The 15758-nt window shown below is 70.1% G+C and carries 12 protein-coding genes; 10 read left to right on the top strand and 2 right to left on the bottom strand.

Annotation, left to right across the window (positions count from 1 at the left end):
- The 6 genes from ACIRVK_RS43885 to ACIRVK_RS43860 form a co-directional block, all read left to right on the top strand.
- Positions 1-570 (top strand): hypothetical protein (locus ACIRVK_RS43885; RefSeq protein ID WP_404257521.1); only part of this gene is annotated, 570 nt, incomplete at its 5' end.
- 164 nt (positions 571-734) lie between these two features.
- Positions 735-1397 carry a sigma-70 family RNA polymerase sigma factor gene (locus tag ACIRVK_RS43880; RefSeq protein WP_404257519.1) on the top strand — a complete coding sequence of 221 codons (663 nt, stop codon included), beginning with the start codon at positions 735-737 and terminating at the stop codon, positions 1395-1397.
- Between the two features lie 143 nt (positions 1398-1540).
- Positions 1541-3073 carry a diaminobutyrate--2-oxoglutarate transaminase family protein gene (locus ACIRVK_RS43875; RefSeq protein ID WP_404257517.1) on the top strand — a complete coding sequence of 511 codons (1533 nt, stop codon included), beginning with the start codon at positions 1541-1543 and terminating at the stop codon, positions 3071-3073.
- A 95-nt stretch (positions 3074-3168) separates the two neighbouring features.
- Positions 3169-5049 carry an IucA/IucC family protein gene (locus ACIRVK_RS43870; RefSeq protein ID WP_404257515.1) on the top strand — a complete coding sequence of 627 codons (1881 nt, stop codon included), beginning with the start codon at positions 3169-3171 and terminating at the stop codon, positions 5047-5049.
- Between the two features lie 39 nt (positions 5050-5088).
- On the top strand, positions 5089-5919 hold the full coding sequence (locus ACIRVK_RS43865) for a GNAT family N-acetyltransferase (RefSeq protein ID WP_404257513.1): 831 nt from the start codon (positions 5089-5091) through the stop codon (positions 5917-5919).
- Between the two features lie 276 nt (positions 5920-6195).
- Positions 6196-8172 carry an ATP-dependent DNA helicase gene (locus tag ACIRVK_RS43860; protein WP_404257511.1) on the top strand — a complete coding sequence of 659 codons (1977 nt, stop codon included), beginning with the start codon at positions 6196-6198 and terminating at the stop codon, positions 8170-8172.
- 155 nt (positions 8173-8327) lie between these two features.
- Here the strand turns inward: ACIRVK_RS43860 and lexA are convergent, their stop codons facing one another.
- Positions 8328-9107, bottom strand: a complete 780-nt coding sequence (gene lexA / locus ACIRVK_RS43855) for a transcriptional repressor LexA (RefSeq protein ID WP_242764938.1) — start codon at positions 9105-9107, stop codon at positions 8328-8330.
- A 563-nt stretch (positions 9108-9670) separates the two neighbouring features.
- Between lexA and nrdR the strand changes: the two genes are divergently transcribed.
- From nrdR to ACIRVK_RS43840, 3 genes are all read left to right on the top strand, one after another.
- Positions 9671-10231, top strand: coding sequence for a transcriptional regulator NrdR (gene nrdR, locus ACIRVK_RS43850; RefSeq protein WP_404257509.1), 561 nt, complete (start codon positions 9671-9673; stop codon positions 10229-10231).
- Between the two features lie 164 nt (positions 10232-10395).
- Entirely contained in the window at positions 10396-13290 is a 2895-nt protein-coding gene (locus tag ACIRVK_RS43845; protein ID WP_404257507.1) for a vitamin B12-dependent ribonucleotide reductase, read from the top strand.
- 201 nt (positions 13291-13491) lie between these two features.
- Positions 13492-14223 carry a DUF6215 domain-containing protein gene (locus tag ACIRVK_RS43840; RefSeq protein ID WP_404257505.1) on the top strand — a complete coding sequence of 244 codons (732 nt, stop codon included), beginning with the start codon at positions 13492-13494 and terminating at the stop codon, positions 14221-14223.
- 6 nt (positions 14224-14229) lie between these two features.
- Here ACIRVK_RS43840 and ACIRVK_RS43835 read toward each other — a convergent pair whose 3' ends face one another.
- Entirely contained in the window at positions 14230-14763 is a 534-nt protein-coding gene (locus tag ACIRVK_RS43835; RefSeq protein WP_404257503.1) for a TerD family protein, read from the bottom strand.
- Between the two features lie 159 nt (positions 14764-14922).
- Between ACIRVK_RS43835 and ACIRVK_RS43830 the strand changes: the two genes are divergently transcribed.
- Positions 14923-15528 (top strand): YdbC family protein, encoded by a 606-nt coding sequence (locus ACIRVK_RS43830; protein ID WP_404257501.1) that lies wholly within the window; start codon positions 14923-14925, stop codon positions 15526-15528.
- Positions 15529-15758: the final 230 nt, after the last annotated feature.

Genomic DNA, 15758 nt, shown 5'->3' with positions numbered 1-15758 from the left:
TCGACATCTCGAAGCGTGGAGAACGGCCGCCTCCACTGTCCCGGAAAGAACCGCAGATCAGCAGGTCGTGTGACCTGCGACGTTAAACGCCAAGCTCAGACGGCGTTGCACGAGGCCTTCTCCCTCGCCCAGTCGACAGCCGATGCATCCTGCTCCGCGGCCTTCATGTACATGGGCGACATGGGATCCATGGGTCGGCAGTCCACGGGCCCGGAACCCATGGACAGGGGCACGTTTCCCATGGGCCCCATGGACATGGCACAGGCGCGTGGCGTGGGCCACTCCACGGTCGGTGACTCGGCGTCGCCGGCCATGCTCGCCTCCCACCTGCTGGCCGCGGTGCTGTGCGGCCTGTGGTTGGCCTACGGCGAGAAGGCGGCCTTCCGCATCCTGCGTGCCGTGGCAGGCCGGCTGGCCGCGCCGCTGCGGCTCCTGCTCGCGCTGCCCGCGACCCCACAGCGACCGCGTCCGCACCTGAGGCGCCGCCGCTCGGAGCGTGCGCCACGTCTGCTCCTCCTTGTCCACGCGATCACCTCTCGGGGCCCGCCCATGGGGACCGCTGTCGCCTGACGACAGCTGGATTCCCGAGGCGCCCGTGCGCGCCTCGGGCCACGGCCGTACGACCGCACCGGCGCCGTAGCGCCACAGCGCGGCCGGTCGTCACCCCACTTCACCGGACCGCCCGCGCGTTCGCGCGCCCCGGTCCGGATCACGAATCCCGAGAAGGACACCAGGTGATCACTTCTGCCCTGCCCACCTCGCGCCCCACAAGCGACAGAACGGCGCTCGACGCTGCGACAACAACCTGGGCGCTCGCCGCCCGAGGCGGCGACCCGGACGCCGTCGACCGGTTCGTGCGCGCGCTCCACCGGGACGTCCACCGCTACGTCGCCCATCTGTGCGCCGATCCGCAATCCGTGGACGACCTCGCCCAGGACACCTTCCTGCGGGCCCTCGGCAGCCTGCACCGCTTCGAAGGCCGCTCCTCGGCCCGCTCCTGGCTGCTGTCCATCGCGCGCCGCGCCGTCATCGACAGCTACCGGTACGCGGCCGCCCGGCCCCGCCTGTCCGACGTACCGGACTGGCAGCTGGCCGTCGAACGGGCCCAGCCGTGCGACCTGCCCGGCTTCGACGACGGCATCGCCCTGCTGGACCTGCTGGCCGTCCTGCCCGACGAGCGGCGTGAGGCGTTCGTCCTCACCCAACTGCTGGGACTGCCCTACGCGGAGGCCGCCGAGGTCAGCGGCTGTCCCATCGGCACGGTCCGCTCCCGCGTGGCACGCGCCCGCGCGGACCTGACGGATCTCCTGGCCGCAGCGGAGAAGGCCACGGCACCGACGGTCCACGGCACCGACGATCTGCTGAACACATCGGTCCCCTCATCGAAAGGATCTTGATCCCACCCGTAACCCGGTCCGCGACGGGCGGTTGGTAGCGGTGGGGGTCCTGCTGTCCGTGGGCAGCCCCAGCGGGAGGACATGAGGTCGTGGGCGAATCCGGGTGTGAGGGGAGTACGTCCGAGGCAGCCGTCGGGGGGCGGATGCCCGACGGCGCCGACGGAGTGTCCCTGTCGGCGCGGGGTGCGTACGAGGGAATCCTGCGCCGCCAGTCGGCGCGCGAATCGGCCGCACGCACCTACGCGCGTGCCCTGCCGATCGTGCCGGTGCGGGCCCGGGGACTGACCATCGAGGGCGCCGACGGGCACCGCTACCTCGACTGCCTCTCCGGGGCCGGAACGCTCGCCCTGGGCCACAACCACCCCGTCGTCCTGGAGGCGATCCGCAAGGTCCTGGACTCCGGCGCGCCCCTGCACGTCCTCGACCTGGCCACGCCCGTCAAGGACGCCTTCGTCACCGAGCTCTTCCACACCCTGCCGTCCGGGCTCGCCGGCCACGCGCGCGTGCAGTTCTGCGGGCCGGCCGGAACGGACGCCGTGGAGGCCGCGCTGAAACTGGTACGGACCGCGACCGGCCGCACCGGGATCATGGCCTTCACCGGTGCCTACCACGGCATGACCGCAGGAGCCCTGGAGGCATCCGGAGGGGCCCCCGACGTGCGGGTCGCCCGGCTGCCCTTCCCACAGGACTATCGCTGCCCGTTCGGTGTCGGTGGCCGGCTCGGCGCCGAACTCGCCGCCCGCTGGACCGAGTCCGTCCTCGACGACCCCAAGTCGGGGGTGCCCCGCCCCGCCGGGATGATCCTCGAACCCGTCCAGGGCGAGGGCGGTGTCATTCCCGCGCCCGACGCGTGGATGCGGCGGATGCGCGAGATCACGAGCGCCCGTGGCATTCCCCTCATCGTCGACGAGGTCCAGACGGGCGTCGGCCGCACCGGCGCCTTCTGGGCGGTGGAGCACAGTGGCATCACGCCCGACGTGATGGTCCTCTCCAAGGCCATCGGCGGCAGCCTCCCCCTCGCGGTCGTCGTCTACCGGGACGGCCTCGACGTCTGGCCGCCCGGCGCCCACGCCGGCACCTTCCGCGGCAACCAACTCGCCATGGCAGCCGGCACGGCCACCCTCTCCTACGTCCGCGCCAACGGACTCGCCGCCAGAGCCGCACAGCTCGGCTCCCGGATGCTGGCCCAACTCCGGGAACTGGGGCAGCAGTTCCCATGCGTGGGGGACGTCAGGGGGCGGGGACTGATGATCGGCGTGGAGTTTGTGGACCCGGAGGCCGAGGGGGGCAGGGGCTGCTGGGACGAGGGGGGCGAGAGTGTCGGCCTTTGGGGTGACGAGGGGGCCGGCCTCCCGCGGCCCGTGCGGGCTCCCGGCGCCGGTGGCCCTCGCCCGGCTGCTCCCGAACTCGCCGCGGCCGTACAGCGGGAGTGCCTGCGGCGCGGCCTGATCGTCGAACTGGGCGGCCGCCACGCGAGTGTCGTACGGCTGCTCCCGCCCCTGACGATCAGCGACGAACAGGCAGCCGCGGTCCTCGACCGCCTGGCCGACGCCGTGGCGACGGCAGCACGAGCCTACCCCGGTCACCCTCCCCGACCCCACCGGCCGCACGGCACCGATGTCCGGCAGCGCCGTCAGAACGAGCGCGCGGAGAGGGCGGGCTGGCGCGGCGACTGACTCTCGCGCCCGCCGGTTCACGCAGCCGGTACAAGCCTTCGCGCCGCAGCACCCCGGTTCGCCGGCGTGCGCCAGAACCACCCACGAGGACCGCTTTGAACATCACCCCCACTCCGGGAACCCAGCGCAGGGCCCCGACTTCCGAACACCCACCTCACTCCGTCGTCGACCTCCTGACCCACCCGGACCCCCACATCGCTGCCGAGGCCGCGACCGTCGACAACCTGCTCCGCTGCTGGGTACGTGAGACCGGGCTCGCGGCTCCCGGCGACGGCACGCTCCGCATCCCCCTCCCAGCCAGCGGCACAGCACTGCTCGCACCGGTCCGCTACTGGTCCCCGACGGGTTGGCACCGCTTCGGTCTCCCGCGCTTCGCCGACACCGGCGACCAGGCCCCGCCGGCCGACGCCGTCACCGTCGCCGCCCTGCTCGCCCGTGAGACAGCCGCCTGTCAGACGCCGAGCGCATCCGCTGCCCCCGCTCCCCCCTCAACCGTGGTCCCCGACCTGGTCGCCCGCGTAGCCGACTCCCTCCGGCACACTGCCACCTTCATCCGCGAGCGCAGGACGCACCCTTCCGACGACCGAGACCTCTTCCTGTCCGCCGAGCAGTCACTCGTGCTCGGACATCCGCTGCACCCGACGCCCAAGAGCCGCGAAGGACTCTCCGAGGCCGAAGCACGTCTGTACTCACCGGAGTTGCACGGCTCCTTTCCTCTGCACTGGCTGGCAGTCGCTCCCTCCGTCCTCGCCACCGACTCCTCCTGGACCGAAGGAGGCCGTCCCGTCCCGGCGACTGGGCTCACCGCCCGACTCGCCGGAGGCGAACTGCCGTTGCCGGACGGCTATGCTGCCCTGCCCCTGCACCCGTGGCAGCTGCGAGAGATCCGCAGCCGCGCCGACACGGCGGCCCTGTTCCACGCGGGACTGCTCCGTGACCTCGGCTCCCACGGCTCCCCGTGGCATCCCACCTCCTCCGTACGTACCGTCCACCGGACCGGCGCCTTCGCCATGCTCAAGCTGTCACTCGGTCTGCGCATCACCAACTCCCGCCGGGAGAACCTCCGCAAGGAACTGCACCGGGGCGTCGAGGTCCACCGTCTGCTGCGCGGCGGCCTGTCCCAGCAGTGGCGGTCCGCACACCCCCGGTTCGACATCGTCCGCGACCCGGCCTGGCTCGCCGTCGACACACCGCACGGCGACCCGGTGACTGGACTCGACGTGGTGATCCGGCACAACCCGTTCACCTCGTCGGACGACGTCTCCTGCGTCGCCGGACTCGTCGCTCCCAAGCCAAACCCCCGAGCAGGAGCGTCCGCACTGCCTTCACACCGCCCGGAGAGCGATCCGTCGGCCATGACGTCCCGACTGGCCACGGTCGTCATCCGTCTCGCCGGCCGGACGGGCCGGTCGCGCGGGGCCGTGGCCGCCGAGTGGTTCCTGCGCTACCTCGAGCAGGTGGTACGTCCCGTGCTGTGGCTGGACGCGGAGGCAGGCGTCGCCCTCGAGGCGCACCAGCAGAACACGCTGCTCCTCCTGGACGCCGACGGTTGGCCCGCCGGTGGCCGTTACCGCGACAACCAGGGCTACTACTTCCGGGAATCCCGTCGCGCGGAACTCGATGCCCGGCTGCCCGGCATCGGCGAGCACAGCGACACCTTCGTCTCCGACGACGTCACCGACGAGCGCTTCGGGTACTACCTGGCGATCAACAACGTCCTCGGCCTCATCGGCGCGTTGGGCTCCCAGCGCTTGGCCGACGAACGGCTGCTGGTCGCCGCCTTCCGCCGCTTCCTCGTCGATGTCGCCTCCGGGCCCGACCGGCTGCGCACCCCACTTCCGGGCCACCTGCTCGACTCACCCGTCCTGCGCTGCAAGGCCAACCTGCTGACCCGGCTGCACGGCCTCGACGAACTCGTCGGCCCGGTCGACACCCAGTCGATCTACGTCACCATCGCCAACCCCCTTCATTCCTGAGGAACATGCCCCACCCCGTCTTCTGAGAGGAGCGTCGCCGTGTCCCAAACCGACGCCGGCGCACACGCAGCGCCCGCCCCCGGTCCCAGCACCGGCGCCGACACCAGCCCCCGTCCGGACGAGAGTGGTACCGGCGGCGTGGGCACGGACAGCGAGGACACGCTGGACCTGCGCCTGCCCGACGAACTGCTCGCACTCTTCAGCGAGCAGGCCGAGTCGGACGAGCAGGCGGTTGCCGACGGGACAAGAGGACGGCCCCCAGGTATCGCCCTACCCGCCTTCACCTCCGCAACGGCCGACGACCTCCTCGACAACGTCGCCGGCTGGGGTCCCGCGACCACACCGGCAGGCGTGTTCCACCTGGTCCCCGTGCGCATCGAACGGGACCTACCGCTGGTCAGCCGCTGGATGAACGACCCTGCCGCCGCGGAGTTCTGGGAGCTCGCCGGCCCCCACTCCGTGACCGAGGAGCACCTGCGGGCGCAGTGCACCGGCGACGGACGCAGCGTCCCCTGCCTCGGCGTGCTGGACGGCACGCCCATGAGCTACTGGGAGATCTACCGGGCAGACCTCGACCCCCTGGCCCGTCACTATCCCGCTCGACCGCATGACACCGGAATCCACCTCCTCATCGGTTCTGTCGCCGACCGTGGCCGAGGGCTCGGCAGCACCCTGCTCAGAGCAGTCGCCGATCTCGCTCTCGACAAGCGCCCCTTCTGCGCCCGTGTCATCGCGGAACCCGATCTGCGCAACACTCCTTCCGTCGCCGCCTTCCTGAACGCCGGCTTCCGGTTCTCCGCCGAGGTCGACCTGCCCGCCAAGCGAGCCGCCCTCATGGTCCGAGACCGGGCCCTGCGCCATCTGCTGTGACACCGTGCCACGACATCGTCACTTTTGGTACGCCGGTCGCTCCGATCCGGTTCCCCTCTCGCGCCGCCGATCGCGCCGACGGCGAATTCGACCCCGATCGAACTCTGAGTGCATTGAGACCAGGCCCGGTTCCGTCATATGTCGCCCGCTCCGGTCGGCATCGATCTCAAGCGGTCCGAACCGGGCTCCGGCCGCGGAGCACCCGGTCTTGATCCCGCCCCTCGTCACCGCCTTGATCACCCGTTTGTCAGTGCCGGGTCGTAGGGTGGTCGCGCTATGACGAAGCCCTCACTCCCCGAACTCCTGCATGCTGCCGTCACTGCTGTCGGCGGTACGGAGCGCCCCGGCCAGGTGACCATGGCCGAAGCCGTCGCCGAGGCCATCGACGACGGCTCCCATCTGCTGGTCCAGGCCGGCACCGGCACCGGAAAGTCGCTCGGCTATCTGGTGCCCGCGCTCGCGCACGGGGAACGCGTCGTCGTGGCGACGGCGACCCTCGCCCTGCAGCGCCAGCTCGTCGAGCGGGATCTGCCGCGCACGGTCGAGGCACTGCATCCGCTGCTGCGCCGGCGCCCGGAGTTCGCGATGCTCAAGGGCAGATCGAACTACCTCTGTCTGCACCGCCTTCACGAAGGCGTCCCGCAGGACGAGGAGGACGGCCTCTTCGACCAGTTCGAGGCGGCCGCACCCACCAGCAAGCTGGGGCAGGACCTGCTGAGGATGCGGGACTGGGCCGACGAGACCGAGTCCGGTGACCGCGACGACCTCACTCCCGGCGTCTCCGACCGCGCCTGGTCCCAGGTGTCGGTGTCGTCCCGCGAGTGCCTGGGCGCGACGAAGTGCGCCTACGGCGCCGAGTGCTTCGCCGAGCTGGCACGCGAGCAGGCCAAACTCGCCGAGGTGGTGGTCACCAATCACGCACTGCTGGCGATCGACGCCATCGAGGGCGCGCCGGTACTGCCGCAGCACGAGGTGCTGATCGTCGACGAGGCGCATGAGCTGGTCTCCCGAGTCACCGGCGTCGCCACCGGGGAGCTCACGCCGGGCCACGTCAACCGGGCGGTGCGGCGGGCGGCCAAGCTGGTCAACGAGAAGGCCGCCGACCAGCTCCAGACCGCCGCCGAGGGCTTCGAGCGGCTGATGGAGCTGGCGCTGCCGGGCCGCCTGGAGGAGATCCCCGAGGACCTCGGCTACGCGCTCATGGCACTGCGCGATGCCTGCCGTACGGTCATCTCCGCGATCGGCGCGACGCGCGACAAGTCCGTCCAGGACGAGGACGCCGTGCGCAAGCAGGCGCTGGCGTCCGTGGAGACGGTCCACGACGTGGCGGAGCGGATCACCAACGGCAGCGAGTGGGACGTCGTCTGGTACGAGCGCCACGACCGCTTCGGTGCTTCCCTGCGTGTCGCCCCGATGTCCGTGTCGGGCCTGCTGAGGGAGAAGCTCTTCGCGGACCGCTCCGTGGTCCTGACCTCCGCCACGTTGAAGCTGGGCGGCGACTTCAACGGCGTCGGCGCCTCGCTCGGGCTGGCCCCGGAAGGCACCGAGGGCGAGGACGTCCCGAAGTGGAAGGGCGTCGACGTCGGTTCGCCGTTCGACTACCCCAAGCAGGGCATCCTGTACGTCGCCAAGCACCTGGCGCGTCCCGCGCGCGACGGCGACCGGGCGGACATGCTGGACGAGCTGACGGAGCTGATCCAGGCGGCCGGCGGCCGTACCCTCGGCCTCTTCTCGTCCATGCGGGCGGCCCAGCTCGCCGCCGAGGAACTGCGCTCGCGCATCCCGGAGTTCCCGATCCTGCTGCAGGGCGAGGAGACCCTGGGCGAGCTGATCAAGAACTTCGCGGCCGATCCGCGGACCTGTCTGTTCGGCACGCTGTCCCTCTGGCAGGGCGTGGACGTCCCGGGCCCGAGCTGCCAGCTGGTGGTCATGGACAAGATCCCCTTCCCGCGTCCGGACGACCCGCTGATGAGCGCCCGGCAGAAGGCGGTGGAGGAGTCCGGGGGGAACGGTTTCATGGCGGTCGCCGCCACGCACGCCGCGCTGCTCATGGCGCAGGGCGCCGGCCGTCTCGTACGCGCGTCGGGGGATCGCGGTGTGGTTGCTGTACTCGACCAGCGGCTGGCCACGGCGCGGTACGGCGGCTATCTGAAGGCGTCAATGCCGGACTTCTGGTACACGACGGACCGTAACCAGGTTCGGAAGTCCCTGGCGGCGATCGACGCGACGGCGAAGAAGGCCGAAGCGGAATGACGGGCGGGTGGTCCGGCGCCGAGCAGCACCGGACCACCCGCCCATCCGAGGCCGACGGCCCCGGGACTCGGCACAACACAGGGCCCCGGAACCGGCGCAGGGGTCCCGGGGCCCGGTCAGAGGGCGGTCCCGGTCCGGACCGCCCGCCGCGGCTGTCACACGCGGCGCAGCACCGCCACCACCTTGCCGAGGATGGTCGCGTCGTCGCCGGGGATCGGCTCGTACGCGGCGTTGTGCGGGAGGAGCCAGACGTGGCCGTCCTCGCGCTTGAAGCGCTTGACGGTGGCCTCGCCGTCGAGCATCGCGGCGACGATGTCGCCGTTCTCCGCGACGGGCTGGCGGCGGACGGTGACCCAGTCGCCGTCGCAGATCGCGGCCTCGATCATCGAGTCGCCGACGACCTTCAGCACGAACAGCTCGCCGTCACCGACCAACTGGCGGGGGAGAGGGAAGACGTCCTCCACCGACTCCTCGGCGAGGATGGGGCCACCGGCGGCGATGCGGCCGACCAGTGGCACGTACGACGCGGCGGGCTTGCCGGCCGTGTCGGTGGGCTGCACGGTGGCGCCCTGGTCCGAGCCGCGCACCTCGTACGCGCGCGGGCGGTGCGGGTCGCGGCGCAGGAAGCCCTTTCGCTCCAGTGCCATCAGCTGGTGTGCGACCGAGGAGGTGCTGGAGAGGCCGACCGCCTGTCCGATCTCCCGCATCGACGGCGGGTAGCCGCGCCGCTGTACGGAATCCCGGATGACCTCGATCACCCGCCGCTGCCGGTCGGTGAGTCCGGAGCTGTCCGCCCGGATGCCTGGAGGTCGGCCCGGCAGGGAACGCTTGTGCCCCTCGGGATTCACGGCTTCGTTCATCGCATGCACCGGCTCGAGTCGGCCCTGGGAGCGGTCCTGGGCAGTGATGGTGGCGCTGTCTGCGGTGGTGGTCACGTCGGCCCCTCTCGATGGTCTCCCTGCTGGACAACGGTAGTTGCTTTCGAAAGGTTGCGCCAAACACACGTTCGAGTGAAAAAACGCGGATCTGCTTACTTGATCACGTGTGTGGGTGTATGGCTAACGCGGCCCCTGGCGGACAAAAGGGCTCATTGTTGTACTCTTCACCGCCGGGATGCTGACCTCGTGGGTGCGGCCCCAGTCTGCCACCTGGCATCCCGCCGACCGGGAATCGGTCCCCATCTGCGCGGGAGTCGCACGCCCTCTCCTTGCGGCGCCCACGGTATCTCCCCACGTGCCGTAACGGTACGGCTGTGCGCGTGCGCATTCCGTGTGCCGCGGCGGTCGTATGGCACATGCCAGTACGCGCGCGACACGCGCGTGCAGCGTGGATGTATGGGCCAATCCCCACATGTAGTGGTTGGATTGCAACAGCAGCCCAGAAGTTGTGGTCCCCCGGGTCTCCAGACCCCTGGCCATCACCTATGCTGGGGGCTGCTTCGAGGGGCCCATGGGGCTCAACGAGGCTATTGAGTCTGCTGTGAGGAGGGTTGGAGATCATGCACTGCCCCTTCTGCAGGCACCCCGACAGCCGCGTCGTCGACAGTCGTACGACCGACGACGGCACGTCGATCCGCAGGCGCCGTCAGTGTCCGGACTGCTCCCGTCGTTTCACGACGGTGGAGACCTGTTCGCTGATGGTGGTCAAGCGGTCCGGAGTCACCGAGCCTTTCAGCCGTACCAAGGTCATCAACGGCGTGCGCAAGGCATGCCAGGGACGACCTGTCACCGAGGACGCCCTCGCCCAGCTCGGCCAGCGGGTCGAGGAGGCGGTGCGGGCCACCGGGAGCGCCGAGTTGACCACCCACGACGTGGGACTGGCCATACTCGGCCCGTTGCAGGAGCTCGACCTGGTCGCGTATCTGCGATTCGCCTCCGTCTACCGGGCGTTCGACTCGCTCGAGGACTTCGAGGCCGCGATCGCGGAACTGAGGGAGGAGACGCGACGCGCCCGTGCGGACGACGACGACCGCGCGGACACCGGTGGGGGGCGCCGGGAGGACGACAGCGGGCCCGGCGGGACCGCTCAGGTGCCCGAGCCCGCCCACGCCGCCGACTGACCGGCGGGCCGGAGAGCGGGCCAGGGCTCCGGGTCCGGCCGGACGGCGGCGATCCAAGACCTGTTGCGGGCGGTAGCGAGTGAGTGCCCGCAACACCAGACAGAACAACGTGCCACGGGAACATCGGGGCACTTCAGGGCGTTTTGCCCGTACAGGGAGGCGGCATGACAGAGACGGCGAGCGGTCCGGCACGGAGTTCCCGCGCCAAGGGCACCAAGGCGACCAAGGGACTGCGTATCGAGCGCATCCACACCACCCCCGGCGTGCACCCGTACGACGAGGTGGCCTGGGAGCGCCGTGACGTCGTCATGACCAACTGGCGCGACGGCTCGGTCAACTTCGAGCAGCGCGGCGTCGAGTTCCCCGACTTCTGGTCGGTGAACGCGGTCAACATCGTCACCAGCAAGTACTTCCGCGGTGCCGTCGGCACCCCGCAGCGCGAGGTGAGCCTGAAGCAGCTCATCGACCGCATCGTGAAGACGTACCGGAAGGCCGGCGAGGACTACAAGTACTTCGCCTCGCCCGCCGACGCCGAGATCTTCGAGCACGAGCTGGCGTACGCCCTCCTGCACCAGATCTTCAGCTTCAACAGCCCCGTCTGGTTCAACGTCGGAACCCCGCAGCCCCAGCAGGTCTCCGCCTGCTTCATCCTGTCCGTCGACGACTCCATGGAGTCGATCCTCGACTGGTACAAGGAAGAGGGCATGATCTTCAAGGGCGGTTCCGGCGCCGGCCTGAACCTCTCCCGCATCCGCTCCTCCAAGGAGCTGCTGTCCTCCGGCGGCAACGCCTCCGGGCCCGTCTCCTTCATGCGCGGCGCCGACGCCTCCGCCGGCACCATCAAGTCCGGTGGTGCCACCCGCCGCGCCGCGAAGATGGTGATCCTCGACGTCGACCACCCCGACATCGAGGGCTTCATCGAGACCAAGGTGAAGGAGGAGGAGAAGATCCGCGCGCTGCGCGACGCGGGCTTCGACATGGACCTGGGCGGCGAGGACATCACGTCGGTCCAGTACCAGAACGCCAACAACTCGGTCCGTGTCAACGACGAGTTCATGAAGGCCGTCGAGCAGGGCGGCACGTTCGGCCTGCGGGCGCGGATGACCGGTGAGGTCATCGAAGAGGTCGACGCCAAGACCCTGTTCCGCAAGATGGCCGAGGCCGCCTGGGCCTGCGCCGACCCGGGCATCCAGTACGACGACGTCATCAACCACTGGCACACCTGCCCGGAGTCCGGCCGGATCAACGGCTCGAACCCCTGCAGCGAGTACATGCACCTGGACAACACGTCCTGCAACCTCGCCTCGCTGAACCTGATGAAGTTCCTGAAGGACGACGGCCAGGGCCACCAGTCCTTCGAGGTCGAGCGCTTCGCCAAGGTCGTCGAGCTGGTCATCACCGCGATGGACATCTCCATCTGCTTCGCGGACTTCCCGACCCAGAAGATCGGCGACAACACGCGCGCGTTCCGTCAGCTCGGCATCGGCTACGCCAACCTCGGCGCCCTGCTGATGGCGACCGGCCACGCCTACGACTCCGACGGCGGCCGTGCCCTCGCCGGTGCCATCACCTCCCTGATGACCGGCACGGCGTACAAGCGCTCCGCCGAACTCGCCGCGGTCGTCGGCACGTACGACGGCTACGCGCGCAACGCAAGCGCCCACAACCGCGTCATGAAGCAGCACGCGGATGCCAACGCCGTGGCCGTCCGCATGGACGACCTCGACACGCCGGTATGGGCCGCCGCCACGGAGGCCTGGCAGGACGTCCTGCGCATCGGTGAGAAGAACGGTTTCCGTAACTCCCAGGCGTCCGTTCTCGCCCCGACCGGCACCATCGGCCTGGCGATGTCCTGCGACACCACCGGTGTGGAGCCCGACCTGGCCCTGGTGAAGTTCAAGAAGCTGGTCGGCGGCGGCTCGATGCAGATCGTCAACGGCACGGTCCCGCAGGCCCTGCGCCGCCTGGGGTACCAGGAGGAGCAGATCGAGGCGATCGTCGCCCACATCGCCGAGCACGGCAACGTGATCGACGCTCCCGGGCTCAAGCACGAGCACTACGAGGTGTTCGACTGCGCCATGGGCGAACGGGCCATCTCCCCGATGGGCCACGTGCGCATGATGGCCGCGATCCAGCCGTGGATCTCCGGCGCCATCTCCAAGACGGTCAACATGCCGGAGTCGGCGACCGTCGAGGAGGTCGAGGAGATCTACTTCGAGGCCTGGAAGCTCGGCGTCAAGGCGCTCGCCATCTACCGTGACAACTGCAAGGTCGGCCAGCCCCTCTCCGCCAAGACCAAGGAGAAGGAGAAGGCCGAGGTCACGCAGAAGGCCGAGGCGGCCATCCGCGAGACGGTCGAGAAGGTCATCGAGTACCGCCCGGTCCGCAAGCGCCTCCCGAAGGGCCGCCCCGGCATCACGACGTCGTTCACCGTCGGCGGCGCCGAGGGCTACATGACCGCCAACTCCTACCCTGACGACGGTCTCGGCGAGGTCTTCCTGAAGATGTCCAAGCAGGGCTCCACCCTCGCGGGCATGATGGACGCGTTCTCCATCGCGGTCTCCGTCGGACTCCAGTACGGCGTGCCGCTGGAGACGTACGTCTCGAAGTTCACCAACATGCGCTTCGAGCCGGCCGGTATGACGGACGACCCGGACGTGCGGATGGCGCAGTCGATCGTCGACTACATCTTCCGCCGCCTGGCGCTGGACTTCCTGCCCTTCGAGACGCGGTCCGCGCTCGGCATCCACTCCGCCGAGGAGCGCCAGCGCCACCTGGAGACCGGTTCGTACGAACCCTCCGAGGACGAGGTGGACGTCGAGGGCCTGGCCCAGTCCGCGCCGCGCGCCCAGGAGCTGAAGGCCGTGGTCACCCCGCGTGCCGAGATCGAGGCGGTCAGGCCTGCCCCGAAGCAGGCCCACACCAGCGCCGAACTGGTGGAGATGCAGCTGGGCATCCAGGCGGACGCTCCGCTGTGCTTCTCCTGCGGTACGAAGATGCAGCGGGCCGGCTCCTGCTACATCTGCGAGGGCTGCGGCTCGACCAGCGGCTGCAGCTGACAGCGGCGCCGGCTCCCCCTGAGCCGGCCGGAACGTCAGGGCGGTGGCACCGGGATCCGGTGCCACCGCCCTCGCCGTTCAAACAGCAGGAGCGCCGTCGACCACAGTGCTTGAGAATTCCACTTCCCCACAGAACGATCACAGGTTAGGCTCCCCCGGCGCACGACCGGCGCGAAGGACAGGGTGGGGAACGTGGGGGACATGGTCGAGGCAATCGCCGACTCCGGGAACGAGACGGGCGGTGGGCCCGCGGCGGGCGGCCGTGAGCCCGAGAAGCGCGTGAGCACGGGTGCTCAGGTGATAGCCGCGGTAGTGGTGGTCGCCGGGCTCGCGGGCGTCCTGTGGGCTCTGGGGGGAGGCCGGCAGGGGGCGAACGGCACGGGGCCGGCCGTCTGCGACACCGCTCATGGCACCGAGCCGGCGAAGGCCCCCTCGGGCGCCCAGTTGTGCACCGCGCTGAACCGTTCCGACCTGCCCGCGCTCCTCGGCACGCCGAACGAGCGGGCGGTGACCGCGAGCGGCAGCGAGAGCACGTCCACCTCCGCCGACGGTACGAAGACGACTTCGCCCGAGGCGGACGTCGACCTGAAGACGTACTCCGTGCAGCTCACGGCGTCCGGTGACGATCTCCGGGTGTCCGAGTTCGCCGGGTTCCTCGGCAGCGGCGCCCGGACGACCACGATCCTCGGGCACCCGGCGGTCCTCTACTCGGACCGGACCATCGCCCTGCACTTCAGCCTGGGCGGCGGCAAGGCCGGCACCGGCCCGGGCGGCATCGCGCGCACCCTGGTGGTCGCCAGGGACGTGAAGGACGGCGGCGGGTCCTTCGAGGTCGCCATCTGGCGTCAGGACCTCGCCACACCGGACGACACGGCGTTGCTGCGGGTCGCCGAGAAGGTGCTGCCGACGGTCCCGGGCTGGACCGCCGGCTGACCTCTGTCAGGGCGGGTCGATCCGGCCCATGGTGCGGGTGAACGTGGCCGGATCGTCCTCGAATCCGTGCAGCCCCGGACGGAAGGCCCACGTACCCGACTCGTCGCGCACGAACTCCCCGACGGTCGCCGCGGTCGCTCCGAGGACGTCACCGAAATCGTCCTCGGCCAGGACGGTGTAACCCTCCCGGATGCGCAGACCCGGGCTGGCCACGCCGACGAAGGTCCGGTGCGCCGAGCGCTGCTGGATGACCACACCGACCACCACGCGCGCGTAGCGTTCGCTGAGCCGGTCGAGTTCCAGCGTCATGACCTCGTCCCAGCCGAAGCCCTTGCCGTCCTTGCTGTCCCGATTGAGGTAGATGGTGCCGTCGGGGGACCGGCTGTCGAAGTGCACCACGTACGCGGGATCTCCGTACGGATCGCCCGCGAGGTAGGTGGCGGCGACGACGTCGAGATCGGTGGGCGGCTGCCCCGCCGGACTCGGGTCCCATTTGATGGCGACTTCGGCCTTGCGGATCCCCTTGTTGAGGCCGTTCACCAGAACTCCCCTTCCCCGTTCCCCAGGTGCCCCCTGCCGCCCGAACCGCCCGGCGGACAAGGCCAGTTGTCCATCCTGCCACGCGCACGCGTACGCGTGCGCCGGAGCTGTCCGCCGGAGCGTGACCGGCGCCACGCTCGGTGGCCTTACGATGGCGCGGTGCTGGTCAAGTGGATTCGCTGCACCGTGGTGGACCGCCGCGGCTTCGAGCGGGGGCAGCGAAAGTGGGCGGGGCTTCTGGGAGAGCCGGGGTTTCGGGGACAGGGCGGGGGCTGGAGCCGGGGGCGGCAGGGTGTGGCGCACGTCTTCTCCTTCTGGGAGAGCCGTTCCTTCTACGACTCCTTCATGGCGCGCTCCCACGACAGGCTGGCGGCGGCCCAGTCGGGCACGTACAAGGACTCCCAGGTCAAGCTCTTCGACTACCGCTTCGACGTGAAGACCGGTTTTGAACCGCGGTTCACGGACGCCGATCTGGTGCGGGTCGCCCTGTGCCGGGTCCACGAGGAGCGCGCGGAGCACTTCACCCTCATGCAGGAGAAGGTCTGGAACCCGGCCATGGCCGGCTCACCGGGCATGATCCGCGGGCTGTTCGGTGAGGCGCCCGGACACGAGTTCCTGGTGCTGTCGATGTGGCGTTCGGCAGCCGAGCACGGCAAATACCGCACCGAGCGGGTGGAGCGGCTCGCCCTGCGGGCCCAGATCGAGGCGGACGTCGCGTCCCTCACCGGCGACATCGTCGAACTCGAACCGGCCTGGATCGTCTGATCGCGGGAGTGAGTCCGAGAATCGGACGCATTGACCGTGCGCTCTGATGGGGCCCGCGGTGCGGGAACAGTGTGACCTACGCCGTATGGGGCCCGTACGAGTGCTCGATCGGCCGTCACTCGATCTAGGGTTTCGGCATGTTGCGTCCTGAAGGCTGGTCCAGGCTTGCGGGTGGAAGTCCCGTCCGGGTAGACACCGGAGTGCCCGGTAGCAGGCCCCGGTCCGTCGTG

The organism is Streptomyces sp. NPDC101152 (assembly GCF_044768275.1).
Lineage (GTDB): Bacteria > Actinomycetota > Actinomycetes > Streptomycetales > Streptomycetaceae > Streptomyces.
This window is presented reverse-complemented; position numbering and strand designations above follow the sequence as displayed.